Raw genomic sequence first — 25875 nt, 5'->3', positions numbered from 1 at the left:
CCGGGCGGCGCGGGCGGAGCGGGGGCACTCGGGCCCGGTGGTCGAGGGGGAGCGCATGCCGGAAGCAGGGTCGGAGGATCCTCCGCGCGTCGGCGGATACCAGGTGCTCCAGCGCCTGGGCGCCGGAGGCATGGGAGTGGTCTACCTCGCTCGCGACCCGCGGGGGCGGGCGGTCGCCGTCAAGGTGATCCGGCGCGAGTACGCGGCGGACCCCGAGTTCCGCCGGCGGTTCGAACGCGAGGTACGGGCCGCCCGCAGGGTCTCCGGGCCGGCGGTGGCCGCCGTCGAAGCCGCGCACACCTCGGCGGAGGAGCCCTGGCTCGCCACGGAGTTCGTGACGGGCCCTTCCCTGGCGGAGGCCGTGGGCGCCCACGGCCCGCTGCCCCGGCACACGTGGCAGCGTCTGGCGCACGGGCTGGTGGACGCCCTCCTGTCGATCCACTCGGCGGGCATCGTGCACCGCGACCTGAAGCCGTCCAACGTGCTGATGTCCCTCTCCGGGCCGCGGGTCATCGACTTCGGCATAGCCCGGGGCTTCGACGACACCCGGCTCACCCGCAGTGGGTCCGTCGTCGGCACCCCCGGCTACATGGCGCCCGAGTACGTGGTCCACGGGCGGGCCGACGAACGGGCCGACCTGTTCGCCCTGGGAGCGGTGCTCGCCTTCGCCGCCACCGGCCGGGCCCCCTTCGGCGAGGGGCCCGCGGTCACCGTCACGTACCGCGCCGTCCATGAGGAACCGGATCTCGCCGGCGTCCGCCCCGATGCCGCCGAGCTGATCCGTTCCTGCCTGGCCAAGGCTCCCGAGCGGCGCCCTCCGCTACAGGCGCTGGCCCATCACCTGCGGGGCGCGGTACCGGGGGCGGAGGAGGACTGGCTGCCTCCGGCCGTGGTGGCGTCGATAGCCCGGCGCGCCGATGAACTGCTGCGGCTGGCGGGGACTCCGGGGCACCACCCCCCGACCCTGGTGGTCGATCCCGCCGGGAACGCCGGGCCGGTGGCCGAGGACTTCCACGCGGCCCCCACCCGGACCGCGGAGCGGGGCGGCTCACCGGACCGGTCGGCCTCCGACTTCAGCGGGATGACCTTCTCGCAGCTCATGGACGTGTTCTTCGGCACCGCGCCGGACGATCGCCCCGGCGCGGACATCGAGGTCGAGATCGAGCTGACGCCCCGGGAGGCCAGGGACGGACACGTCGCCCCGGTACGCCTGCCAGGGCCCGGCGGTGGCGAGAGGACCGTCACGGTGCGCTTCCCACCGGGCATCCGGCACGGGCACCGGCTCAGGCTCGCCGGTCACGGTGTGCCCGGCGGCGGCGGTGTGCCGGACGGCGACGCGTACATCACGGTCTCCCTGCGCAGACGGCTCTACGGTCCCTGACCACCACCACGTCGGATCAGGCCGTCGCCGCGGACCGGTGCCGGCCTGTCCCCCGGTGGTCAGGCCGAGCGCTGGAGCGATCCCCGGGGCTGCGCGTGCTGCCGTGTGGCCGCATGGGTCTTCTGCCAGGTGCGGCAGACGGCGATGACGGCGTCGTAGACGACCACGAGGCCGGTCAGCCCCAGGGCCATCGGGCTGTCGCCGCGCGCGATCGCCTCGGTGAAGTACAGCACGCTCGTCGTGGCGATGGCGGGGAGGGCGAGCGTACCGGCCGGCCGCCGGACGCTTCTGGCCTTCCCGTAGAACCGCCGGCGGACCGGTTTGGGCGGGATGGGACTCCAGGCGAGGTCCTGGGTCTTCCGCCCCGAGCCGTCCAGGAGGGCGGGGCTGTTCGGGTTGCTCACGAAACTGTCCTTGCCGGTGGTACGGCCGAAGGGGCTCGGCCGGAAACGGATGCGGAAAAAGGGGAAAATGGAGTGGGCGGAGAGAAGAGGGGCGGTCGGTACGCCGTGCCGGGAGCCGGGCACTGTCCGCCCGGGCGGACACACGCCGTCTCCGCCGCCGCGGACAAGCCCGTTCACCGGTCGCTCGACTCCACGGCGGACGAGGGCCGCAGGGCGCACTCCCCTGCCGTCCCCTCGGCTGCCGCAGGCCACCGGACCGCCCGGCTCCCCCGAACCGGCACCCCGGGCCCCGGCGCGCCGTACCGGCTCGATGCCCCGTCACGGGCCTCGACGCCCTGCCGTTCCCTTACGGCCGACCCGCGGTGGCGGGGGCACGGCGGCCGCTCTTGCGTTCGGGCAGCGGTGACGCGGCGCGTCGGCGACGCCGGCGGGGAGCGCTGCCGGCGGTGGTGGTGAGGGCGTCGATGCGGTCGGCGAAGCCCTCCTCGAGGATGGGCAGGTCGAAGCCGTCGATGAAGTCCACGGCGTCGGGGACGTAGGCGATGATGGCACCGATGTGGTCGGGGAGGCCCCGGTCGCTCTTCAGGATGTACAGGATGCGCAGGGCGCGGGCGAGTTCGTGTTCGGTGGTCTGCTCGTCGGTGGCCAGGGGGGTGAAGTCGGCCTGGCGGTACCACCAACTGGCCTCCGCGCTCTCCCCCAGGGCCCGGTGGTGGAGGTAGAGGCAGTACAGCGCGGTGTGGTCTCCGGCACCGGCGGCGTACTGCCACCAGAAGCGGGCGGCGTCCTCGCGTTCGGCCAGGTGCAGCAGACAACCCAGCACACCGGCGCCGGCCGGCTGCAGGACACGGCGGGTCAGCAGACCCTCCAGCCGGGTGAGGGAACCGGTGTGGGTGACGACGGTCTCGCACAGGGTGCGCAGGTCCCGGGCCGCGGTCTGCCGCGCACGGCGGGCGGCCGCCGACGCGGTGGTGTGGACGCACGCCGACACCGGGGCATCGCACCGGTCCCGACCGGTGCCGGGAGGCGCGGGGTGGGCGAGGCGGGCGGCAAGGCGGTCCTCGGCGGCGTCGATCTCGCGCTGGGTGTAGGGAGCCGGCCGCAGGCGTGCCCTGGCCAGCAGGCGGTCAACGAGCGAGATCATCGGCGCTTCCTTCCTTCTCCAGGCCCAGGGCCTCGCGCAGGCGGCGCTTGGCGTAGCGGGCGGTCGAGCGCACTCCGGCCTCGGTGATGCCCAGGTGGTCGGCGACTTCGGTGGTGGTGTAGCCGCGGCAGTACAGCAGCACCACCACGTCCTGCTGGCGCTCGGGCAGACAGCGGATGGCGTGGAACAGGCCCAGGCTCTCCTCCAGTTCCCCGATCGGGTCGACGGCCTCCAGCAGGGTGGTGGTCTCGAACACCGCGGTGTCGATCAGGTCCGGGCGGCGGTCGCGGGCGCGGGCGGCGTCGATGGTGCGGTGCTTCATCACCTGCCAGGCGTAGCCGGCCGGGTTCTCCATCGCCAGCACCTTCTGCCAGGTGCGGGCGAGCTGTTCGAAGGCGCAGTCGACGGCTTCCTCGGCGTCCGCGCGGTTGCCCAGGTACAACTCGGCCCAGTGGACGTAGGCGGGGCGGTGGCGCTGGTGGAAGGCGGTGAAGTCCGCCGGCAGGCCGGTCATCGGGGAGGCGCCGAACGGGGAGGGGTTGCGGAAGTCCTGCGTCACCGCTCCTCCTCCCGGTGACCCGTGCGCGTCGTCCCGCCGGCACCGGCCCGTACGCCGGCCGCTGCCGCGTCGCTCCCGAACGCCCGTGGTGGCACGCTCGCGGCGGTCTCTCTTATCAGTTCAAGGTCCACGGATCCTCGGGGTCCCTCCCGGTTGTCGCGCGAGGCTCCCCCGGCCTCGGAAGGACACGGTGTGTGCCCCTCTGCCCATAACAGCGTCCACCGGCGGCTGTTCGTGCATCCCGGGGACCGGAAAACTTACGAACCGCTCCCTCCCCGTTACCGAATATGCCGCTTGCGTTGTCCATTCCTGACCGGCCGCCACGACGGCGCCCGTCCCGTCACCCGGGGTGAACGGCACCGACGCCACGGCCGCCTGGGCGCTCCGCCGTCCCGGCTCCCCGCCCCGGCGCGGCGGCATATGCACCGCCGCGCCGACAACGTGACGCACGCCACAGGGAGTTCGAAACGGTCGCCCCGCGGCGCCGCGGACCGCGGCCGGGCGGGGCGTGGACCGGCGCCCGGCCGCGGTCACGGCCCGGGAGAGGCCGCGATGTCGGCGCACAGCGCGTCGACGGCCTCGCGGGTGACGTGCGGCATGGCGACCAGGTGGGCGCGTCGGCCCTGGGTGGCCAGGTGCCAGCGGGTGCGGACACCCGGGGCGGGCCGGTCGAAGGTGACGACGATCCCGTCCCGGACGCGCTCGGGATCGGCTCCGGCACGGGCCAGGGCGGCATGGGCGTAGTCGGCGGTGCGCAGGCAGTGGTGGACCAGGTCGCGCACGCCCCGGGTGCCCAGCCGGCACAGCCGCATCCACATCAGGACGGCCGCCAGTCCGCTGCGGGAGCACCCCAGGGTGTGGTCCTCCGCACCGATGTACTCCGCCGTGGGAACTGTGGGAAGCAGGCGGGAGGGGATGAGGGCGACACCGCAGGGGACGGGACAGCCCAGGAGCTTGTGGCCGCTGACGGAGAGGCTGTCGGCGCCCTGACGCAGGTTCCAGGCCGGCCGGGAAGGGGAGAAGGCGGCGACCAGGCCGCCGAGGGCGGCGTCGGAGTGCAGGTGGACCTCCCCCGCGACGGCGGCCGCCCGGCGCAGTGCGGGCAGGTCGTCGACGGCTCCTCGCATGGTGGTGCCGACGGTGGCGGCGATGACGGCGCCCCGGGGGCGGCGGCCGGAGAGGGTGTCGCGCCGGCGCCGGGCACGGCACGCGGCGTGCAGGGCGTCGGGGTCCATGCCGCCGTCCGGCCCGCAGGGCACGGTCACCAGTTCCATGCGCAGGAGACGGGCGGCCTTGCGGACGCTGTAGTGCGCCTCGGCGGAGGCGTACAGCGGGGCGCGGGGCAGGCGCTCGCGGCCGGCGTGGAGGCCGAAGAGCAGTCCTTCGCTGCCGGAAGCGGTCACGTATCCGTAGGTGCCTTCGGGATCGCCCCCGGCGAGCGCGGTGAACCAGGAGACCACGGCGCGCTCGAAGGGCTTGGCGTTCATCCCGGCGGAGTCGCTGCGGCCGGGGTCACCGGCGTTGTTGATCAGGACCGACAGCAGGAAGCCCGCCTCGGACAGGTCGAAGTCGAGGTTGGCGGGGAAGCCCAGGAAGTGGGGTTTCTGTTCCCGCAGGTCCGCGAGCAGGGCCCGGACCGGGGCTTCCACCCGCGCCGGGCCGGCGGGCGCCTCGCCGATCGTCAGGTCGCCGTGAGCAGTCACCGGGTGCTTCCTCGTCTGTGTCGTACCGCTTGCCGGATCCGCACCGCTCAACGACGCGCCACGGCCGACGGCACGGGCCCCTCCTCACCTGCGCGGCACGGTGACGCCCGAACGGTCACCGCACGGCGCCCGTCGCCCCTTCCTCGCGCGGGGCGGCTGCGCGTACGGCCGTCACACGGTCGTACGTCCGGGAGGGCGGTGTCACGGTGGCGGTGCCCGCTCCGGTGGAACGGCGTCCGGGCCGGGCCGTCGCCGGCCCCTCGCCCGCGAGGCGGTCTCAGGTGGGGTTCAGCGGGGTGATGCCGGTCTCCGCGTACGGGCCGGGGTCGAGGGAGAGCACCGTGGCGGGTTCGCCCGCCTTGGCGGCCTGCCAGGCGATCGCCGCGGTGTGGGCGACCGGCCACGCCGCACCGGGCCAGGCCGTCGCTTCCACCGCGTGGGCGGTGGTGAAGGGCACGTGCTCGGCGAACCGCAGGGCGGCGGCGTGGGCTCCGGCGCCGGGGGTCCGGCGTTCGGCGGCCAGGACGCACAGGGAGGGGATCAGGACGCGGCCGGTGCCGCGTGAGGCCTCGATGTACAGGCCGGTGAAGAAGGCGTCGGCCCGGTACAGGGCGGTCAGGGCGGTGTGGTCCAGGACGGCGGTCAGGCTCATGCGGCGGTGTCGCCCTGGTGGGCGCGGATCCTGGCCCAGGCCTCCTGGCCGGTCTGCCGGACCTGCTCGGTGTAGTCGATGCCGAGTTCCCGGGCGGCCTGGCGGGCGCGCTGTTCCCGCTCGGCCTCGGTGAGTTCGCGGGCGGCGAGCTCCTCCAGCAGTTCGGTGATGGTGGTGCCGCGTTCGGCCGCGAGGATCCGCAGCCGGTCGCGTACCGCCTCGCTGGTCTTGATGCTCGTCGGCTTGCTCATACCCCGGATTCTACCACCGGTAGAACTCCGGTGGTGTGCTCACCGCCGAGCCGGCACGGCAGTGCCTGCCCCGCGGACGGCGGGCACCGATGGGCGCGCGGCCGCGTCACGACGCCCGGGCAGCGGTTGAGGGGGCGGACGCCGGGAGGACCGGGTGTCACCGCGTCCGGGCGTCCGGCGCGGACGCGGTGGCACTCGGCTCCGGTGGGCGGCCGGCGCGACGGGGTCGGATCCTCCCGGAGCGCCGGCCGTGCTCCCCGCCCGCGCGGGGAGGTCAGTCGAGGTTCTTCCGCATCACGTCCCAGTCGGTGTCGCACAGTCCGCAGTCGGGCCCGACGAACTGCGCCTTGCCGGCCGGATCGCCCTTGAGCTGCCACTTCAGCCAGTGTCCGCCGACCCGGCCGAACTCACCACCGTTCGGCTCGGAGTAGGTGCCGAAGTGCCCGACGTCCAGGTTGCCCATGAACGCGGGCAGGCCGGCCGGCAGCCGTCGCCAGTCGTCCATCGCGTTCTCGTAGGCGATGTCGCCGGGGCCGCCGATGAAGTAGGCGATCGGGGCGTGCAGGCGCTGCAGCAGGTGGTTCTGCGTGTCGCTGAGCAGACCGCTGTTCCACAGGACCGTGGTGGTGATGCGCGGGTCGTCGGCCACCTCGTAGGTCTCGATGCCGCCGCAGGACTGGCCCATCACGGCGATCCTGGTGGTGTCGATCCTGCCGCGGTACTTGCTGCCGAGCCGGGAGTTCTCCGCGATCGCCCAGTCGATGGACTCGGTGAGCATGTCGGAGGTGGTCGACCCGAACCCGCCCGGTCGGCCGTTCGCGATGACCAGGAAGCCGTGCGAGGCCCACTCGGTGAGGATGTTCTCGAACCAGGTGCCGTCCGCGCGGCAGGCCCCGTTGCCCCACGCGACGATGGGCAGCTTGACGCCCGAGGGGAGGGTGTTGGGCCGGTAGACGGTGTGGTTCGGCAACCGCAGGGTGGTCTCGTAGCCGGCGGAGTAGGGGCCCGATCCGCCCGTGGCCGAAGGTGGGGTCCCGGCTCCGGTCGTCGCGTTGACCGTGCCGGTGGTCGTCGCGGTCGACACGACGACCAGGACGAGAACGCCGAGAATCGCACTGCGCAATCGCATGGGCTTCTCCAGTGCTCCGAGGGGTGGCTCAGTACGCCGTGGCCCGGAACCCTGCCGCAGGACGCCTTCCCCCGGCCAGCGATACCGCGCGGAACCGGCGAAACCACCGATGGCGGGCGTGGTCGGGGCCGGTGGTCCGACAGGTGCACCGGCCCGCGCCCGTCCGCGGTCCCGGCGGTCCCCCGTAGGCCCCGCGGGGCCGGGGCACCTCCGCCGCACCCCGGCCGAGGGACTGTCGATCACCGGCCCTGGCCGCGGTGGCCGGGGCCGCCACCGGCGTGCCGCGCCGGCTGCCCACGGACTCCGGACGCCGAGGCCGCCGCGACCACGGCGTTCCCCGCCGAGCCCGGGCACCCGGGCGCACGGTCTGCGACAGCATCACCTCGCGGAGCGCCGGGATCGCCCGGATGAGCGGGCTGCCGGACAAGGAGCGACCGGACACGCCGGCGGCGGGAGCGAGCCGCTCCCGCCGCCGTGTTTCACCGGAGCATCCCACCCCCTGGAAAAATACCCCTGGGGGGTATACAGTCGTGATGTGAGCCCGGAAACGGGACACCCTGTACGGGAATGGGGATGAAGGGTCATGGACCACACCGCTCACCACGCCGACACCGCTCATGACCACACCGGACACCACGAGCACGGCGGCCACGGTGGACACATGCCGGCGGGCGCGTCCTGGAGCACGGCGGCGAAGGCGACCCTGCACTGCCTGACCGGCTGCGCCATCGGCGAGATCCTCGGCATGGTGATCGGCACCGCCCTGCTGTGGGGCAACGTCCCCACCATGGCCCTGGCGATCACCCTGGCGTTCTTCTTCGGCTACTCCTTCACTCTCTTCGCCGTCCTGCGGGCCGGACTGGGCTTCAGGGCCGCCGTCAAGGTCGCCCTCGCCGCCGACACCGTCTCCATCGCCGTCATGGAGCTGGTCGACAACGGCATCATCGCCCTCACCCCCGGAGCGATGGACGCCCACCTGTCCGACGGACTGTTCTGGTCCGCGCTGCTGGGCGGGTTCGCCGTCGCCTTCCTGATCACCACCCCGGTGAACAAGTGGATGATCGGTCGCGGCAGGGGCCACGCCGTCGTCCACGCCTACCACTGACCGCACGCCGGAAGGTCAGGGAAATGCGCAGGTCTCCGGCGGTGTGACGACACTGTCGGCGCATCCGGGGCGAGCGTGACGTCGGCCTTCACGACCCGTTGTGGTCGTGAAGGCCGACGTTGCGTTCGGGGGAGCTGTCGGTGTCGCTGCGTGCTAGGACGATGGGCGGGTTCCCGAGGGGACGGCCCGGGTGGCACGGGCCGCGTTCCCGAAGGGCGGCCTGGCGATGCGCATCCGCGACGAACCCGGGGAACCGCTCCCGGACGCGGACTTCGCCGGGCCGCACCCGGTGAGGGGAAGCCGGCCGGGTCGCCGGGCCGGGTCGCGCTGGTGTCGGTCATGCAGTTCGCCGAGGGCCTCCCGGACCGGCGGGCCGCGGACGCTGTGCGTGGACGGCTGGGACGGCCGGACCGGACGTGTCCGCTGGGACTGGAGCCGTCCGACCCGGGCCTGACCCCGTGGTGCTCACCGAGTCCAGGGACCGGCTGATCGCGGAAGACGCCGGGGTGCGGCTCCCGGACCGGGTCCCTGAGGCCGCCGCAGAACGCGGTTCGCTCAGGCTCAGGGCCGGTGGCCGTGCCCGCACGGACTCCACGATCGTGTCGTGCGCGGCGCCGGCGGACCAACGGGCCGGTGCGGCTCGGTGAGACCCTGCGGGCCGCGTTGAACAGCGTGGCTGCCCATGAGCCGGGGTGGCCGACCGGGTTCCGTCCGGATGGTTCGACCGGTACGCGATCCGGTTCGAGGACACCCGCCTGCCCAGGGGAGACCAGGCAGACCGAACTACTCGAGCGGATCGGCGCCGACGGGCCGTTCCTGCCTACCGCACTTCACGGACCGGAGACACCTCCGTCCCCGCGGCTGCCTGACCGGGCGCGGGCCTTGCGGCAGATGTGGGTCCAGCAGTGCTTCGTCGGCGGCGGGCAGGTCCGTCGCCGGGAGGTCAAGGGCCGCCGGCCGGGCGCGGACCGGCTGGTGACGCCCTACGACACCGACGCGCGAGGGAGCGTGCAGCACGGCATCCTCCGGGATGGCCACAAGGTCCACCTCACCGGGACCCGCGAGCCGGACGGCCCGAACCTGATCACACACGTCGCCACGACCGGCTCCACCGTCCAGGACGTCCGCCTGGTCGGCCCGATCCGCGCGCACCCCGCCGCGCGTGACCTCCTGCCCGACCGTCACCCGGTCGACGCGGGCTGCGCAACGGCCCGGGAGGCGGTGGCGGCCCGGCGCGATCGCAAGGTCGGCCTGGTGGGTCCGGTCCCCGCATCCACCAGCGCAGGCGAAGGACGACGGTGGCCTCTCCCGGGCCGACTTCACCATCCACCGGGAGAACCGGCGGATGGACCTGCCCCCATGGCAGGACCACCGGCGACTGGACCAGGTCCCCAGCCCTCGGCCCGGGGCGACCCGAAATCATCCGAAAGCCCGACGCCCCCTCCTGGAGGCGGGACCATGCTGGTGGAGACCTGCCCGGAGGAGCGCATCATGTCGTACCTGGAACGCCTCGAGTACCCGGAGCCCCGCTACCACGGCGACAAGGGCGAAGTGAACGCGGTCTTCCGTCCGGCCGACACCCCGCCGGACATCTCCTCACCCGGCACCTCCACCCACTACCTCGCCACCAATGAGTCGACCGGCGGCGAATTCGGCCTGTACAAGGTGGAGTTGGGCGCACGGTCCGCTGGAGCCAGGACCCACTTCCACAAGACGATGTCGGAGTCCTTCTACATCCTCTCCGGCGAATTGGAGCTCTACAACGGCGAGAAGTGGATCACGGGCCGCGTGGGCGACTTCCTGTACGTACCGGCCGGCGGTCTGCACGCCTTCAAAAACGTGACCGACGAGCCCGTGTCCATGCTCATGCTCTTCTCCCCGGGTGCTCCCCGCGAGGAATACTTCGAGCACGTCGCGGAGATGGCGCAGCGCGGTGGCGAGGAACTCAAGCAGTTTCGCATCCGGCACGACAGCTACTTCCTCGAAGACGTCGATCCCGAGGCGGAGTAGTCCGGCTCCGTTGCAGGACCGGGGCGTGCGCCGAAAGCAGATCCTGGTGGCTGCGGCGTGTGACGAGTCGGCGGTCCGCAAGGGGCGGCGATCCCCGTAGCCGCATCAGCGAGCGGCTACGGGCGCCCAGGCACCGACAGAACTGCTCCGCTGGAGGACGGGACACCACGCGCACGCCGGCAAGGCCGGCCGTGCTTGCCTCACCGATCGTGTACTCGACCAGGAGCCGGCCGATGCCCAGTTCCGGCGCTTCTGCCCGGCCGCGACGGTCACCCCCAAGCAGGCTCGGCCTGTGCGAGTTCGCCGACAGGGTCGTGTGACCGCCGGGGATCCGGGTCGTTCAGGCGGCAACCGTCCGGCGTTCCCCCGAGTGGCTCGGGTCCGGCGCCGGCCGGGCGGTCCGGTCGCGGCCGACGGCATGGATCTCGTACGCGTCGCGCACGCCCTGCAGGCGGCGGCGCATGCCTGGAGTTGCGCGCGGGCGCTCTCGCCCGCGTTGTCGGCGCCACCCGTGGCGGATCGCTCCGCGCGGCGGTGAGCAGGGTGGTCGGCGGAGCGACGCGCGGTGTGCCGACTGCTCGGGGCGCGAATCGGTGGCAGGCATTCCCCTTCTCCCGAAGCCGGTGGGCCGGACCCGTGGCGATGGGCCCCCGTTGCTTCCCGTGCCGAATGCACAGGCGTGAATGCCCGGCGTCCTTTCCCTGATCAGGCCCGGACCAGGCCACGAGCGGCGTTGACCCTCCCGGAGCCCACATGCCAGTCTGACCCCTTGTCACTTGCCTTTGAGGGCGGAGGGCCGGGGGTCATGGACGAGGTTTTCTGGGTGGCGGACCACCCGGTGCTGGAGGCTCTGCGCCGCAGGCGGGAGAAAGGCCATACGCGGGAAAACCCCGCCGACGACCTGAAAATCGGGCTGGCGGTCGAAGGAGGGGGAATCCGCGGCGTCGTGTCGGCCGCGATGCTCTGCGCGCTCGAGGACCTCGGATTCAAGGACGCGTTCGACGCGGTCTACTCGGCGTCGTCCGGGGCGATCAACAGCGCCTACTTCCTCCTCGGCGGCACCTGGTACCCGCTGTCCATCTACTACGACGACCTCGCCACACGGCGGTTCGTGGACTTCCGCAGGTTCCTGCGGGGAGAGATCCTCGATCTCACCTACGCCTTCCAGGTGGTCGACCAGGTCAAACCGCTCGACTACGAGGCGGTCATCGCCTCCCCCACGGAGCTGCACGTCGCCGTGACCCTGGTCGACGAGCTGCGCACGGAGGCGGCGAACGGCTTCTCGGACAGGAAGGACCTGCGCGAGGCGCTCATGGCGAGCGCCTGGCTGCCCGTCGCGCTGCGGGGCACGACGGAATTCCGCGGCCGGCGGGCGATGGACGGGGGCGTGCTCACGCCGCACCCCTACGTCCTGGCCCTCCGGGACGGCTGCACCCACGTGCTGTCCCTGAGCACCAGGCCCATCCAGCCGCCCCGCGAGGGACTCTCGCTGTCCCAGCAGTACGGAATCCGCCATCTGAACAGGATCAAGGACGGGCTCGGCACCGCTTACGGGAAAGCCGTGATCCGGTACCGGGAGCAGCGCCTCACCCTCCAGCGCCGCATGAGGGAGCCGGGCGGTTCCCCGTACGTGTTCGATCTCGCTCCGCTTCCCTGGATGCCGCAGGTGAAGCGGCACGAATTGGACCCGGGCCGGATCCTGGCCGGGGCGCGCGGCGCCTACGAGGTGATGTACTGCGCGATGGAGCGCCGGGATCCGGCGCTCATCCGGACGGGACGGATCCGTGCGGTTCCGCACCTCACCATCGTGGACAGGAACGATGACTGACACCACGGGGCCGGGTGATCTGCGGGTCGTCCTGCGCATGCTGTCCTCCCCCGGTCCGGATGCCGCCACGGCGTACGAGGAGGAGATGCTCGGCTGGGGGACCGACGAGTGGCGGCGGTTACTCCTCCACCTGCCCTGGGACGCGTACACCTTCCTCGGTGAATTCGAGCAGTCCTGGGACACGGTCATCGACGACCTGCACCGCTGGTGCGGCCTCTTCGACGGCCGGCCGGCCCCCGAGCGACAGCGCTACCGGCCGGTCTTCGGCCGTCTCGGTCTGCTGCTCCTGACGCTGGTGTCCCTGCGCCACTCCTACGGGCGCCGCTACCGGCGCGCCGAGGCGACCGGAGCGCAACCGTCACACGACTGCGAGGCGCTGTGCCGGCCCCTGCTGTGCGAAGCGGCCGTACGCGAGGCGCTCGCCGCCCTCTACGCCCCCGACGCACCACCCCCTGCCGCCGTCCCGGAGGGCCACGCCGACGACCCGGCGGTGAACGCCGAGTGGGACGGGATCGACTTCGGCAGCCTCCGGTTCCACCGGCACGGCACGACCTCGTTCATCCTGCACGGCCAGTCGGCCGCGACCGTCCAGGGACGGCGCCGCTCCTTCGCGCTGAAGTGCATCCTCCACCCCTACCTCAGGGTTCCGGCCATCGTCCGCAACACCCGCCGCTACCAGGAGCGGTACTCCGTTCCCGACGACGAGGCGCGGCACCTGGCACGGGTGTGGGCGAGCAGCTCGCGGTGGATCCTGATGGACTTCGTGCCCGGGGAGACGCTGGCGGAGCACCTGCGGCGCCGGATCGGCTCCGACGCCCCCGGCGGGGAGATCAGAGCCGACCTCCTGGAGCAGCTCGGACGGAAGCTCTTCGAGGCACTGGCCGGCCTGGAGGAGGTCGGCCTGAACCACTGCGACCTCTCACCGAGCAACATCATCATCCGTTCCCACGGACCGGACGACATGTCCTTCGTCCTCGTCGACCTGGGGGTCAACTACCTCTACTCCCACGACGTGCCCGGTGTGGACGGGCCGGACGCGGCGTACGTCGCCCCCGAGGTCCGCACCGACGCCGGACAGCACGACCGGGCGGACCTCTACTCCGTGGGACGGCTGCTCATCGCCATGGCCGGGATGCGCAACGAGCCGGACGGCACCGTGCCGGACGCCTTCTACGCCGAGACCCCGCTGATGGCGCGGTTCATCGAGGACCTCACCGACCGGGATCCCCGCAACCGCCTGGTGATCTTCCGGCCGGATCCGGGACACGGCTGCTACCGGCAGTTGCGCCGCTTCTTCGAGGAGGAACTGGAGGCCGTGAAGGCGGCCAGGGACCAGCGGCCGGACACGGACAAGCCGTGGCTCCTGGCCGTGCTCGGCCTGTACACCCCGCTCGCCGGCGCTCCGGCCAGGCAGCGCCGCCTCTGGCAGGTCCGGCGCGCCCAGTCCCTGTACACCGATCAGCGGCGCGGGATGTACGCCCGCTGGCTGCTCCTCTGGTCCAGGGTCTCCGCGCTGGCCTGGTACGTCGCCGCCTTCGTCGTCATCACCTGGTGGCTGCGCGACCTCGGCTGGAACTGGGGGAACCACCTGGTCACCCTCCTGCAGCGCGTCGGGAGCAGCTCGGAGGACGAGTTCCCCGTCCTCGACGCGTTCAGGGCTGACGACTATCCGATCCCCGACTTCTCCGGGAACCTTCCCGTGCGGGCGGTCGGCCTCAGCTTCCTGCTGGTCGGCGCCCGCTACTACCAGAACCTCTTCGCGGGGATCACCCCCCGGGTCACCGGACGCCACCAGGGCCGGCTGAGCGTGTCGGCCTTCCTGGCGGAGACCTCCATGCGCATGTTCTCCCTGGTGGCCTTCGTGCTCGTCCTCGTGCCGACACTGGTCCAGCGCGACTGGTGGCCGCTGTGCACGGCGATCGGGGTGTTCTGCGTCTTCCTCGCCAACTGGAGCTGCCTGTCCTTCGCCCGCGAGGCCGTCCGCCGGGCGCGCGCCCACGGGCTCTCCACCGTGCCCGGCGGCCGGATCTCCGGGCTCGAGTCCTTCGGCAGTTGGACGCCGTCCGCCGCCTTCTACGCGTTCGCGACGTCCACCATCGGGACGATGATCTTCCTCGATCTGGTCGAGGACGTCTACGTGTACGCCGCGGCCGTCGCCTCGATCAACATCGTGCTGTTCTACGTCATCAAGTGCAGCGGCAGCAGCGCCGCCGACGTCCGGGTCGCCCTGGGCCGGGCCTGTCTGGCCGCGGAGCGCGTCCGGTACGTGTCTTCCCGGCGGTAGGGGGACGGGCGGCGGGTCCGTGCTCTGCCGGGCCCGCCCGCCTCCGCCCCGGTGACCGGCGACGCCCGGCGGTGGAGGGCGCGGCCGGTCCCGCGGGGAGGTCCCGGCACGTGAAGCCCACGGCCGGGTGTCCGCGGACCGGCCGCCGTTCCTCCCGTGTACGGCGGCGTCGCTCACCGCCGCCGGGCCGGGAGCCGGTCTAGGACCGGGGGCCGCCTTCGGAGCCACCCGCTCCCGCCGCGGCCCTCTCCGCCTTCGCGAGCCCCGAGTGCCGGTAGGAGTAGCCGAAGTAGATGACCAGGCCGACCGCGAACCAGGCCGCGAAGCGCAGCCACGTCTCCGTCCGGAGGTAGGTGATGAGCCAGATCGAGGCGATCACGCCGATCGCGGGAGTGAAGGGCATGAGGGGGGCACGGAACTGGCGCGGCAGCTCGGGGTGGCGGTAGCGGAGCACGATCACGGCGGTGCACACCACGACGAAGGCGAGCAGGATGCCGATGTTGGTCAGCTCGGCCGCCTCGCCGATCTGCACGAAGCCCGCGATCGCCGCGGAGGCCACGCCGACGATCCAGGTGACGCGGGTGGGGACGTGCCGGGTCGGGTGCGTCTTGGCGAACCACTGCGGCAGCAGCCCGTCGCGGCTCATGGAGAACCACACGCGCGTCACGCCCAGCATGAAGGTGAACATCACGGTGAGGATGCCGACGATCGCGCCGATCGCGATGATGTTGGCGACGGCATCGAGCCCCACCGACTTGAAGGCGGTGGAGAAGCCGCTCTCCGGGTCGACCTCCGTGTAGTTCTGCATGCCCGTGAGGACCAGGCAGGCCAGGATGTACAGCACCATCGCGATGGCGAGCGAGTAGATGATCGCCTTGGGCATGTGCCGCTGGGCGTCCTTCGACTCCTCGGCCGCCGTGCTCATGGCGTCGTAGCCGAAGACGGCGAAGAAGACCGTGGCCGCGCCGGTGAAGGCGCCGCCGATGCCGTACGGGAAGAAGGGGGTGTAATTGCCGGTGTTGACGTAGAAGAAACCGACGATGATGACCAGCAGCACCACCAGCACCTTCAGGACGACGACCGCCGTCTCGAAGCGTGCCGCGCTCTTGATGCCCAGATTGAGCAGGTAGGCGATGAAGAGGCAGAGGATCACCGCGATGAGGTCGACCCGGTGGCCCTCGCCCGTCCCCGGGGCGCCGAGCATCCAGGCGGGCAGGGCGGTGCCCGTCTCGGTCAGCAGGAAGTTGACGTAGCCGGAGATGCCGATCGCGACGACCGCGACGATCGCCGTGTACTCCAGCAGCAGGTCCCAGCCGATGAACCAGCCCGCGAACTCGCCAAGGACCGCGTAGCCGTAGGTGTAGGCGGAACCGGCCTTCGGGATCAGTCCGGCGAACTCCGCGTACGAGAACGCGGCTGCCGCGCTGGCCACACCGGCGATGAGGAAGGACACCAGCACGGCGGGCCCCGCGGTCCCGTTGGCGACGGTCCCGGCCAGGGTGAAGATTCCGGCGCCGATGATGCCGCCGACTCCGATGGCGGTGAGCTGCCACAGGCCGAGCGTGCGGGAGAGCCGCTCGCCCGGTGCGACTTCCGTCTCCTCGATGTGCTCGATCGGTTTCCGGCGCAGTACGCCCTGTCCCATCCGGAGCCCGGCCATGACCTGTCCTCTCCGTCGGCGGTTGACGGGCGCTCACGATGACGGACCTGACCGGACGGCGGAAGAAGACGCCCCGGAAGTGGTTTCCCTTTCCCAGTCGAAGCACCGTCTGAGCTGCGCCGTGCAGGGTCTCAAATACCTCATCCGAATGATAATGGGACCAAAGGGGTCCCACCAGAGGCCGCGCGCCGAAGCGTCGGTGGACCCGTACCGCCCTGGCGGCGGAGGTGTTCACGGCGGCGGGCGGGGGTGACGCGGACCGCCGGCCGGTCCCGCCGTTCCGGCCGGCGGCCCCGCCGGTGGCGGGGTCGGTCACGAGCCGCAGCAGCCGCCCGCCAGGGCCTGCGGGGTCGGCGTGACGGCCGGGGCCGCGGTCGGGACGCCGAGCAGGACCGGTCCCAGGGCCGGTGCGGCGCAGCAGCCGCCGTCGCCCTCAGCCGCCTCGGGGGCGTCATACAGGCCGCTGCCGCCGCACACCCCGGTCTCCGGCAGGGTCAGCTCCACCCGGTCGGCGGCCTCCAGGTCGCCGGCGAGCGCGGCGGCGACGGAGCGGACCTGCTCGTAGCCGGTCATGGCCAGGAAGGTGGGGGCGCGGCCGTAGGACTTGGCCCCCACCAGGTAGATCCCGGTCTCGGGATGGGCGAGCTCGCGGTGGCCGTGGGGGTGGACGGTGCCGCAGGAGTGGACGTTGGGGTCGATCAGCGGCGCCAGGGCGACCGGGGCCTGGAGCCGCTCGTCCAGGCCCAGGCGGACCTCGGACAGGAACGACAGGTCGGGCCGGAACCCGGTCAGCACGATGACCTCGTCCACCGGTCCGGTGCGGCGGCCGTCCTCGGCGACCAGGACCGGCCGCCCGTCGGCGTCGCGTTCGATCGCCGCGGTGCGGAACCCGGTGACCGCCTCGGCGTGCCCGTTCTCGACGGCGGCCCTGGCCGCCAGGCCCAGGGCCCCGCGGGCGGGGAGCTGGTCGGCGGTGCCGCCGCCGAAGGTGGCGTCGGTGATGCCGCGGCGCAGGATCCACACCGCCTGCGTGCCGGCTCCGTCGGCGGACTCGGCGAGGCCGGCCAGGGCGGCCAGGGCGGTGAAGGCCGAGGCGCCGGAGCCGAGGACGGCGGTGCGCCGGCCGGCGTACCGGGCGCGGACGGCCGGATCGGTCAGGTCGGGGACGCGGTAGGCGAGGCGGTCGGCCGCCGCGCGCTCCCCCAGTGCGGGCAGGCCGTCGGCGCCGGCCGGGCCGGGGGCCGCCCAGGTGCCGGAGGCGTCGAGCACCGCGCGGGCCAGGACGCGCTCCTCACGGCCGTCGGCGTACCGGACGTGGACGGCGAAGGGCCGGTCGGCGCGGTCGGCGTCCACGATCCGGTCCCGTCCGGCCCGGGAGACGCCGGTGACGGTGGCGCCGTAGCGCACCGCCTCGCCCAGGGCGTCGGCCAGCGGCTGCAGATAGCGCTCGGCCCACTCGGCGCCGGAGGGGTAGGCGGCCGGATCGGGCCGGGTCCAGCCGGTCGGCGCCAGGAGTTTCTCGGCGACCGGGTCGATCACCTCGGCCCAGCGGGAGAACAGCCGTACGTGGGACCACTCGCGCACCGCGGCACCGGCGGCCGGGCCGGCCTCCAGCACCAGCGGGACGAGGCCGCGGTCGGCCAGGTGCGCGGCCGCGGCCAGGCCGATGGGACCGGCCCCGATCACAACGACCGGAAGGACTGAGGTGGTGGTCATGGCGTGGTCTCCGTGGAGGTGAGGGGCCTGAACCGGCTGCTGTTTCGACTTCCGTCGATATCCGAGCCTGCCACCCTGATTTGATGGATGTCAACATAGACATGCATCGAAGTTGAGGCCGGGGTCCGCGCTGCCCGGCCCGGCCGTCTTTCCCGGGAACACGCCGGCCGGCCCCGTCGGGGGGCCCGCGCCCGCATCGCCGCGTCCGCGGGTACGTTCCGCCGCCACCACGGCCTCTGGCGCGACACGGCGCCCGTCGAACGCCGCACCTCTGTCACCGTCCGGCGCACTGAACACAACTGGACACAGCGGGCGCCGGTGCGCAGGCTCCTCAGCGCAGCCTGTTCTTCACCCCTCGATCACCGCGACCGCGTCCACACCGGCGTGATGCAGAGTCCGCTGCACATGGCGCCTGGCTCCGCGGACGGTGAGCGCGACGGCCTCCGGCCCTTCGGTGGCCGCCCGCAGCAGGGCGTAGGCGCACGCCAGGTCGAGATGGGTGAGCTCGCCCATCTCCAGCACCCACTCACGGGCCTTCCGCAGCCGCGGGTCCAGGAGCTGCTCCTCCAGTTCACGGAGCGTCCCGGCCTCCAGTTCACCGGAGAAGGTGAGCACGGCGCGGTGGCCGCCGACCGCGGCGATGGCCATGGCCGACCGAGGCATTGGGACGGGGTGGGGTTCGGATGCCACAGCGACCTCCTCGGGGTGTCGGCTCGCGGAACACGCGCTCGTTTCCGTCTCCTCCCAGCGTCCCACCACTCCCACCGTCCAGCGGCCCCCGGGCCGCTTGCGGTGCACCACTGCGGGCGGCCCGGCGCGGAGCACGTCGGCGAGAGACCGACAGCCCCCGGACGCGACCGTGGGGCGGCCATGCGCGAGACCGACGCCGGCGCCGCCCGCTCCCCGTCCCGCCACCGCCACCGCCACCGGCCTTCGGGCGGGTGGCGGACGGGTGCCGGAGCCAGGGGTTCGTTCGGACCGTCGGCTGCGGTCACAGGACCGTGTCAGTGCCGCGGCCTAGGGTCACGGCATGACCGACGAAAGCCCCGCCGCGTTCGATGCGGCATGGGACCGCTTCACGTCCTGGCTGGCCGTGCACTCCCCCATCGACCACGCGGCCCTGCGACCGCCTGCCACCGCCGAGGGGATCGCGGTGCTCGAAACGCGACTCGGGTTCCCGCTCCACCCGCAACTGAGGGCGCTTCTGCAGCAGCACGACGGCGTCGTCGAGCATCCGGAGCCGGACAATTTCCACGCCGGGGCCTTCCTCCCGCTGGGACACCGGCTCAGCACCACGGACCGCATCGCCCGCGAGCACGAGTGGCTGGTGCACGAGAGGGAGATCATCGCCGTGGGGCGGGAGGAGGACGATCTCTACGGCCACGCCCACCAGTGGGTGCCCTTCGCGCACTCCAACGACGGCGGGATCGCCTTCGTCGACCATCGCCCCGGCCCGACCTACGGACACGTCCACGAGATGGGCATCGGCTCGGGTGCCGACGCCACCACGTGGGCGTCCTGCCCGGCCGATCTGTTCGGCCGGCTCGCCGCGAGCCTGGAGACCGGCGGCCCCTTCCAGTCGTCCTGGCCCATGCCCCACGGACTGCCCTCGGGGCAGTTCTGTCTCGTCTGGAGCACCTGCCCCCGGACGGAGAGCGGTGGCATCCGGGACTGGCCGCCGCCCCGCCGGCCGGCCTCGCCCCTCCGGCCGGCCTCGCCCACCCGGCGGGGGCTGGGCCGCAAGATCGCCACACTCGTTCCTTCGCCGGCTCCCCAGGCGCCCCGTACAACCGTGGTGGATGTCATTGCCCCGGTCGGGCCGTTCCACACGAGCGGCGTCGTCGTGAACGGCTCCGGGGATTCGGCGGACGCACATCGCTAGGAGCTGTCCGGGACGGACGAGCGGCGTTCGATCAGCCGGGTCGGCAGGACGACGGGGGCGGTGGGCGCGTCCTCCCCCGCGAGTCGCGCCAGCAGGATCCGCGCCGCCGTCTCCCCCATGGCCCGCATCGGCTGGTGGACCGTGCTGAGCGGGGGCTCGGTGTGCCGGGCGGCCGGAATGTCGTCGAAGCCCACGACGGCCACGTCGCCCGGCACGTCGAGCCCGGTTTCCCGGAGGGCTCCGAGCGCACCGATGGCCATGAGGTCGTTGTGGGCGAAGACCGCGTCGAACTCCTCCCCTGCGGCGAGGAGACCGCGGACGGTCCCGTACCCGCCGCGCTCGGTGAAGTCGGCGTCCTCGACCAGCTCCACGGCGATCCCGTGCCGGGCGTACGCGGCCCGGAACCCCGCCAGCCGGTCCCGCACGCAACCGAACCGCTGTGGCCCGGTGAGCACGAGCGGACGGCGCCGGCCGAGCGCGATCAGGTGACGGGCCGCCGCCGTCCCGCCGTCGCGGTTGGCGGCACCGACGGACGGGAAGGCGGGGTGGTGGCCGCGGTCGTCGATCAGGACCACCGGCAGGCCGTCGCGGTGCAGGGCGGTCAGCATGTCGAGGGTGTTCTCGGGCTCGATGACGAGGAGCCCGTCGAACGCCCGTGCCGACACCTGGCTGGTGAACCGCTCGACGGACTCGGCGCCCCGGTTGCAGGTGAACAGCAGGAGCCCGTGGTCGGCGGCCTCCACGGTGTCGACCACGCCCTGCAGCACCTCGCCCATCCACGGCCAGGTGAGGGAGGGCACGAGCATGCCGACCGTGCGGCTGCTGCCGCGGGCGAGGCCGACGGCCTTGGAGTTGGGGACGTAGCCCAGCCGGTCGATGACCTCCCGTACCCGGGCGGCCGTGGTGGCGTCGATCTCGCCGCGGGTGTTGAGCACCCGGGACACCGTCGTCTTGCTGACACCGGCGGCCCGGGCCACGTCGGCGATGGTCACGCGCATCGCTACCTCCGGTGCGGCACGGGGCGTCCGGGCGGGGCGGTCGGTTCTCCGGCCGGGGCCGGAACCGGTTGCGGAACCGGTTGCGGAACCGGTGTCGGTCTCCGGCGAGGAGTGAACCGAAGAGTTGTGGCTCCGTCAATGGCGCGCACAAAGGGCGCCGTTCGGCGGTTCCGGCGCCTCGCCCCGCTTCCCCGGGCGTCCGTCCGGCAGCCGGACGTGCGGGGCGTCGCACGGAGGCACGGAGCCGCACGGCTTCGGGCCGGGGCGCCGGAACGCGGGTCCGTACCGATTTCAACGGAAAGTATTGACGCTTCCATGACACGCCGCTTCACTCGCCGCATACCCCGGAACCGATTCCGGAACCGGTTCCGGACGGCCGCGTCCCGTGGCCGGCCGGGGCGCCCGGCCGCGGCGCCCACCGCCTCCACGGACGCAGCGTGCGCACCCCACAGCCACGCCCCAAGGAGGAATGCCGTGTTACGCCGATCCCCCCACGAACGAGCCCGCCGCCCCCGAAGGCACCGCCCGCGGGGATGGTCCGCGGCCCTGACGGCCCTCGGACTCGTCCTCACCGCGCTGTACGTCGGCGCCGCCCCCGCCGGCGCCGAGCGCATCGCCGCCGACCGGACAGCCGCCCCGCAGGGCGCCCAGGTCGTCCGCGTCGCGGAGTTCCTCGCCGAATGCCCCTACAGCCACCGGCTTCCCGACGACCCGATCGTCTTCCCCGGACTGCCCGGCGCCTCGCACATGCACAGTTTCTTCGGCAGCCGGGTCACCAACGCGCACACCGACCTGACCGACCTGCTGAACTCGGCCAGCACCTGCAGCCCGGCCGTCGACACCTCCTCGTACTGGGTGCCCACCCTCTACCGCGGTGACCAGCCCGTGGAACCCACCGGTGTCACGTTCTACTACCTGGGCGAGGGCGTGCGCGACGACGTCATCCGGCGCATCCGCCCCCTTCCCCAGGGCCTGCGCATCGTGGCCGGCAACGCCAAGGCGACCGGAACGAACGACCCGACGTCCATCGCCCGCTGGTCCTGTCTGCACCACGGCGAGGTCAACCCCTCCAAGGACTTCGTCACCTGCCCGCCCGGCTCGATGCTGGAGTCCTACCTCGACTTCCCGCAGTGCTGGAACGGCAGGGACCTCGACTCCCCGGACCACAAGAGCCACATGTCCTACCCGGTGAACGGGGACTGTCCGGCCAGCCATCCGGTGCCGGTGCCGAAGCTGCGGCAGGTACTGCGCTATCCCGTCTCGGGCAGCACCCAGGGGCTGCGGCTGGCGTCAGGGCCCGGATACACCATGCACGGCGACTTCTTCAACGCATGGCCCGAGAACGAGATGGCCCGCAGGGTGACCAACTGCATCAACGCCATCGTCAAGTGCGGCGCGGACGGCAGACCGTCCTGACCCGCACCCCGGCACCCGCCGCCCCGTCCGGCGGGTGCCGCCCTCCCGCTCCCCACCCGCCCGGACGGACCGCGCTCGCCCCGTCCGGGCCGGACCGGCGCCCGTCCTGCCGTACGGACGCCCCACCCGTCACGACGCTTCCGACCGGTCGTCCGGATGCCGGTCGGCCCCGGAGGCACCATGACCGCATTCGCCCCGCGGCCGCGCCGCACGGGCCCGGCGCTGCTCGTCGCGGCCTCGCTGACCGTCCTCCTCCTGGCCGGGTGCTCCGGTGCGCCGCAGCCGGACAGCGCCACGGGCAGCCCCTCGACCGCGGCGGCGCGCGACGAGGAGGGAGGACCGGGCAGCACCGACATCGCCTGGCTCCACCTGGCCACCGCCATGGACGACCAGGCACTGCGGATCCTGGAACTCGCCCCGCACGGAGGGGGTGACGCCTCCCTGCGGCGGTGGGCCGGAACCGTGGCCGACGCGTACCGCACCCGGCTGGCCGCGCTGCGCGGCCAGCTCGCGGAGGCCGGGGTGCCCGACGACAACCCCCACGAGGGACACGACATGCCGGGCATGGTCAGCAGCGAGGAGTTCGACGCCCTGCGGACGGCCGAGGGACCGCGGTTCGACCGCCTGCTGCGGGCGGCCCTGCACGAACACCTCACCCATGCGGAACACCTGGCACGCTCCCAGCAACGCGCGGGCACCGACCCGGAGGTGAAGAAGCTGGCCGCGGGCGTCGAGCGTTCCTCCGCCGCGTACCGCGCCCGTATGCCCGCCGGGTGAGCACCGGGAAGCCCGCGCCCCGAACCGGCCCCCGCGGGCGCACCGGGCCCGACGCCGTCTTCCCGCACAGCCCCGACGCCCGGCGCGCGGGCCCACCCCTGCGAGCCCTGCCGGAACTCCCCGGTCACCCCGCGTCGGCGGATGGGCGAGGACCCGCTCCCGAAGACCCCACGGCACCCGGGCCCCGCACGTCCGGCACACTCGGGAATCCGCTCACGGATTTTTGTTGTCCCCGGTCCCCGCCCGCGTCTCCCAAGGGCGGGACGAGGTGGGAAGGCACCGTGGCCTCCCAGTCCCCGCCGGAGACACCCGAAGGGAAGTCAGCAATGAGCCACGAGCCCGGACCAGGACCGGACACCGCCCTGGTGGCCGCCGCCCGGAACGGCGACCCACAGGCCGTCGAGGGGCTGCTGTCGCAGTCCCTGCCGCTCGTCTACAACATCGTCGGCCGGGCCCTGGACGGCCACGGCGACGTGGACGACGTGGTGCAGGAGACGCTGCTGCGCGTGGTGCGCGGCCTGGACCGGCTGGAGCAGCCGGAGTCGTACCGATCCTGGATGGTGGCCATCACCGTGCGGCAGACGAAGGACTGGTTCCGGGCACAGCGGCAGTCCCGGCAGACCCGTACGGCGCTGCCGCAGGCGGAGCACGTTCCCGACGCCTCGGACTTCGCGTCACTGACGATCCTGCGGCTGAACCTGACCGACCAGCGCCGTGAGGTCGCCGAGGCCACGCGGTGGCTGGACGAGGACGACCGCGAGCTGCTGTCCCTGTGGTGGCTGGAGGAGACCGGGCAGCTCAAGCGCTCCGAACTCGCCGCCGCCCTGGGCCTGTCGGGGCGGCACACGGCGACGAGGGTGCGCCGGCTGAAGGACCGGCTCGACATCGGCCGCGGCATCGTCCGCGCGATGGCGGCGCAGCCGCCCTGCCCGGAGCTGGACGGCATCACCCGTGACTGGGACGGCGCACCGAACCCGCTGTGGCGCAAGCGGCTGGCCCGCCACGTGCGCGACTGCGCCCGGTGCGGCGGCCGGACGGAACGGCTCGTGCCGGTCGAGGGGCTGCTACGCGGCCTGCCGCTGGTGGCACCGCCCCTGGCCCTGTACCAGGCACTCCTGGAGGCCGTCCGGTCCGGCGCCCCGTACGGCGCGGCCCACGCCGGGCCGGCGGGTCCCGACCACACGGCTCCCGGCGACGCGCGCATCGGCTCCGAGCCGGCCGGCACCCCGGTCCCGAACGATCCGGGCACGTCCGGGGAGGCGACGGTCGTCCTGTCCTCGCACCGCCGTACGGAGACCGCCGGGCACCGCCGGGCGCGGCCGCGCGGCATCCGGCAGCGGCGCGTCCTGGTCGCCACGAGCGCCGGGGCGGTCGTGGCGAGCGTCCTGATCGCGGTCTCCGTCACCGGCAACGCCCCGGCGACGCCCGGCGGAACCGCTCCCGCCCCGGCCTCCCTGACGGCCGAGGACTCCCCGGCCGCCCGGCGCTCCGCTCCCTCCTCCCCCTCCCCCGCTCCCTCCGCGTCGAAGCCGGTGACGGCCTCCCCGTCCTCCTCCCCCGCCGCCAAGCCGCCGTCCCCCTCGGCGGCGCCGAGCACGGCGCCCGCGGTACCCGAACCGGGCGACGCCGAGGCCGTCGCCTCCGACAAGAAGGGCGTGGCCGTCTGGCAGTTCAACGGCGCCGACACGGCGCTGCGGCAGTCGGGGGCCGGCTGGTACTACACCTGGTCCACCGGCCACCCCGGCATCAACACCCCGGCCGGGGTCGAGTTCGTCCCCATGATCTGGGGTGCCGACTCCGTGACCCCGCAGGCCCTGGCGGAGGCCAAGGCGGCCGGCACCCACCTGCTGGGGTTCAACGAGCCGGACATGCCCGGCCAGGCCGACATGACGGTGGAGGAGGCGTTGTCGCTGTGGCCCCGGCTGGAGGAGACGGGCAGCACCCTCGGCAGCCCGGCCGTCGCCTACGGCGGGGACACCGAGGGCGGCTGGCTGGACCGGTTCATGGACGGAGCCGAGCAGCGCGGCTACCGCGTCGACTTCATCACGCTGCACTGGTACGGCGGGGACTTCCGCACGGACGCGGCCGTCGAGCAGCTGCGGAGCTACCTCACGGCGGTGTACGAGAAGTACCGCAAGCCGATCTGGCTCACCGAGTACGCGCTGATCGACTTCTCGAACGGCACCCGCTACCCCACGGAAGCCGAACAGGCCGCCTTCGTGACCGCGTCCACCAAGATGCTGTCGGGCCTGCCCTTCCTCAAGCGCTACGCCTGGTTCGGGCTCGGCACCGACGAGACGGGGCCCAGCACCGCCCTGTTCCGCAGCGGCCCCACCGGTCCCACCCTGACCGACACCGGCCGCGCCTTCCTCTCCGCCCCCTGAACCGAACGGCCCCCGCCCGTCCGGCACTGCGGCGGCTGCTCACCGCCGGACCGGCCTCTTGGCCGTCTGCCGCCCCTGGTCGGCAGACGGCCGGGAGGCCCCTGGCGCACCGGTACCTGCGGTGCGGTACGTCCGCTCTCCGCAGCCGTGCGTGTGCGCCGGCAGACCGGATGCAGACCGGATGTCGAGCTCGGCGTACCGGCGGAGCGCTGACGGCCCGGCGCCGGCTCCGGCCGCGTACGCCCTGCGGCACCACCGCACTCACGCACATCGGGCGAGTGAACGAGTGCTGTGGTCACGGAGCCGCCGGTCCACCTGGCACGCCCCGGCCCGCCCGGACGGTTCGGGGAAGCAGAAGCGGGCGGGGAGTGCCGCACCACGCGGACGTCGTGGTGGGACGGGCACTCCCCGCCCGCTTCCCTCTGCACCTTCAGCCCGGTGCTCATACCGTGGTGGTGGTGTTGTCCCAGTGGTAGAAGCAGTGGGCCATGGCGTCCTGGGGGGTGCGCCAGGTGGCCGGGTCGTAGGGGCGGATGTGGGCGGCGAGTTGGTCGCTGACGGCGTGGAAGGCGGGGTGGTCGGTGGCGCGGGC

Annotated in this window: 20 protein-coding genes and 1 pseudogene; 9 read left to right on the top strand and 12 right to left on the bottom strand. The window is 73.2% G+C overall.

Annotated features, from left to right (window positions below):
• The coding region (locus VE546_RS10395; protein ID WP_324920902.1) for a protein kinase domain-containing protein at nucleotides 1–1381 on the top strand (1381 nt) is incomplete at its 5' end.
• A gap of 59 nt (nucleotides 1382–1440) precedes the next feature.
• Here the strand turns inward: VE546_RS10395 and VE546_RS10390 are convergent.
• The 7 genes and pseudogenes from VE546_RS10390 to VE546_RS10360 form a co-directional block, all read right to left on the bottom strand.
• Nucleotides 1441–1785, bottom strand: coding sequence for a hypothetical protein (locus VE546_RS10390; protein ID WP_324920901.1), 345 nt, complete (start codon nucleotides 1783–1785; stop codon nucleotides 1441–1443).
• 346 nt (nucleotides 1786–2131) lie between these two features.
• Complete coding sequence (locus VE546_RS10385) at nucleotides 2132–2929, bottom strand: hypothetical protein (protein WP_324920900.1); 798 nt, start codon at nucleotides 2927–2929, stop codon at nucleotides 2132–2134.
• Complete coding sequence (locus VE546_RS10380) at nucleotides 2913–3488, bottom strand: sigma-70 family RNA polymerase sigma factor (RefSeq protein ID WP_324920899.1); 576 nt, start codon at nucleotides 3486–3488, stop codon at nucleotides 2913–2915. The genes VE546_RS10385 and VE546_RS10380 overlap by 17 nt, the downstream gene beginning before the upstream one ends.
• Nucleotides 3489–4018: 530 nt before the next feature.
• Nucleotides 4019–5191, bottom strand: a complete 1173-nt coding sequence (locus VE546_RS10375) for a pyridoxal-dependent decarboxylase (RefSeq protein WP_324920897.1) — start codon at nucleotides 5189–5191, stop codon at nucleotides 4019–4021.
• A gap of 277 nt (nucleotides 5192–5468) precedes the next feature.
• Nucleotides 5469–5843: a hypothetical protein gene (locus tag VE546_RS10370; protein WP_324920895.1), complete on the bottom strand. Its 375-nt coding sequence runs from the start codon at nucleotides 5841–5843 to the stop codon at nucleotides 5469–5471.
• Nucleotides 5840–6112 (bottom strand): annotated as a pseudogene (locus tag VE546_RS10365) (ribbon-helix-helix protein); the annotation flags it as partial. The gene VE546_RS10370 and the pseudogene VE546_RS10365, both read right to left, overlap by 4 nt.
• Nucleotides 6113–6368: 256 nt before the next feature.
• Entirely contained in the window at nucleotides 6369–7223 is an 855-nt protein-coding gene (locus VE546_RS10360; protein WP_324920892.1) for a hypothetical protein, read from the bottom strand.
• A 583-nt stretch (nucleotides 7224–7806) separates the two neighbouring features.
• On the opposite strand from VE546_RS10360, the gene VE546_RS10355 reads away from it, so the two are divergent.
• The 4 genes from VE546_RS10355 to VE546_RS10340 all read left to right on the top strand — a co-directional run bounded on the left by VE546_RS10355 (nucleotide 7807) and on the right by VE546_RS10340 (nucleotide 14450).
• On the top strand, nucleotides 7807–8328 hold the full coding sequence (locus VE546_RS10355) for a DUF4396 domain-containing protein (protein WP_324920890.1): 522 nt from the start codon (nucleotides 7807–7809) through the stop codon (nucleotides 8326–8328).
• A gap of 1491 nt (nucleotides 8329–9819) precedes the next feature.
• A complete protein-coding gene (locus tag VE546_RS10350; protein ID WP_324920904.1) occupies nucleotides 9820–10338 on the top strand; it encodes a cupin domain-containing protein in 519 nt (172 codons plus the stop codon).
• Nucleotides 10339–11143: 805 nt separating this feature from the next.
• Nucleotides 11144–12166 (top strand): patatin-like phospholipase family protein, encoded by a 1023-nt coding sequence (locus VE546_RS10345; protein ID WP_324920888.1) that lies wholly within the window; start codon nucleotides 11144–11146, stop codon nucleotides 12164–12166.
• On the top strand, nucleotides 12159–14450 hold the full coding sequence (locus tag VE546_RS10340) for a protein kinase domain-containing protein (protein ID WP_324920886.1): 2292 nt from the start codon (nucleotides 12159–12161) through the stop codon (nucleotides 14448–14450). Before VE546_RS10345 ends, VE546_RS10340 begins: the two co-directional genes overlap by 8 nt.
• A 199-nt stretch (nucleotides 14451–14649) precedes the next feature.
• On the opposite strand, the gene VE546_RS10335 is transcribed toward VE546_RS10340, so the two are convergent.
• The 3 genes from VE546_RS10335 to VE546_RS10325 form a co-directional block, all read right to left on the bottom strand.
• Nucleotides 14650–16110, bottom strand: a complete 1461-nt coding sequence (locus VE546_RS10335) for an amino acid permease (RefSeq protein ID WP_324920883.1) — start codon at nucleotides 16108–16110, stop codon at nucleotides 14650–14652.
• A gap of 312 nt (nucleotides 16111–16422) precedes the next feature.
• Entirely contained in the window at nucleotides 16423–17826 is a 1404-nt protein-coding gene (locus VE546_RS10330) for an NAD(P)-binding domain-containing protein (RefSeq protein ID WP_324920882.1), read from the bottom strand.
• A 348-nt stretch (nucleotides 17827–18174) separates the two neighbouring features.
• Complete coding sequence (locus VE546_RS10325) at nucleotides 18175–18474, bottom strand: STAS domain-containing protein (RefSeq protein WP_324920881.1); 300 nt, start codon at nucleotides 18472–18474, stop codon at nucleotides 18175–18177.
• Nucleotides 18475–18856: 382 nt separating this feature from the next.
• On the opposite strand from VE546_RS10325, the gene VE546_RS10320 reads away from it, so the two are divergent.
• Nucleotides 18857–19708 carry an SMI1/KNR4 family protein gene (locus VE546_RS10320; RefSeq protein ID WP_324920880.1) on the top strand — a complete coding sequence of 284 codons (852 nt, stop codon included), beginning with the start codon at nucleotides 18857–18859 and terminating at the stop codon, nucleotides 19706–19708.
• Here the strand turns inward: VE546_RS10320 and VE546_RS10315 are convergent.
• On the bottom strand, nucleotides 19705–20706 hold the full coding sequence (locus VE546_RS10315; protein WP_324920879.1) for a LacI family DNA-binding transcriptional regulator: 1002 nt from the start codon (nucleotides 20704–20706) through the stop codon (nucleotides 19705–19707). The genes VE546_RS10320 and VE546_RS10315 overlap by 4 nt on opposite strands.
• A gap of 474 nt (nucleotides 20707–21180) precedes the next feature.
• On the opposite strand from VE546_RS10315, the gene VE546_RS10310 reads away from it, so the two are divergent.
• The 3 genes from VE546_RS10310 to VE546_RS10300 all read left to right on the top strand — a co-directional run bounded on the left by VE546_RS10310 (nucleotide 21181) and on the right by VE546_RS10300 (nucleotide 25283).
• On the top strand, nucleotides 21181–22122 hold the full coding sequence (locus VE546_RS10310) for a DUF1996 domain-containing protein (RefSeq protein ID WP_324920878.1): 942 nt from the start codon (nucleotides 21181–21183) through the stop codon (nucleotides 22120–22122).
• Nucleotides 22123–22302: 180 nt separating this feature from the next.
• On the top strand, nucleotides 22303–22899 hold the full coding sequence (locus VE546_RS10305; protein ID WP_324920877.1) for a DUF305 domain-containing protein: 597 nt from the start codon (nucleotides 22303–22305) through the stop codon (nucleotides 22897–22899).
• A 326-nt stretch (nucleotides 22900–23225) separates the two neighbouring features.
• Entirely contained in the window at nucleotides 23226–25283 is a 2058-nt protein-coding gene (locus VE546_RS10300; protein WP_324920875.1) for a sigma-70 family RNA polymerase sigma factor, read from the top strand.
• Nucleotides 25284–25725: 442 nt separating this feature from the next.
• Here the strand turns inward: VE546_RS10300 and VE546_RS10295 are convergent.
• Nucleotides 25726–25875: TcmI family type II polyketide cyclase (locus VE546_RS10295; RefSeq protein WP_324920903.1), on the bottom strand; the 150-nt coding region annotated here is incomplete at its 5' end.

Origin of the sequence: Streptomyces sp. (assembly GCF_035644915.1) — a bacterium.
GTDB lineage: Bacteria > Actinomycetota > Actinomycetes > Streptomycetales > Streptomycetaceae > Streptomyces.
This window is presented reverse-complemented; position numbering and strand designations above follow the sequence as displayed.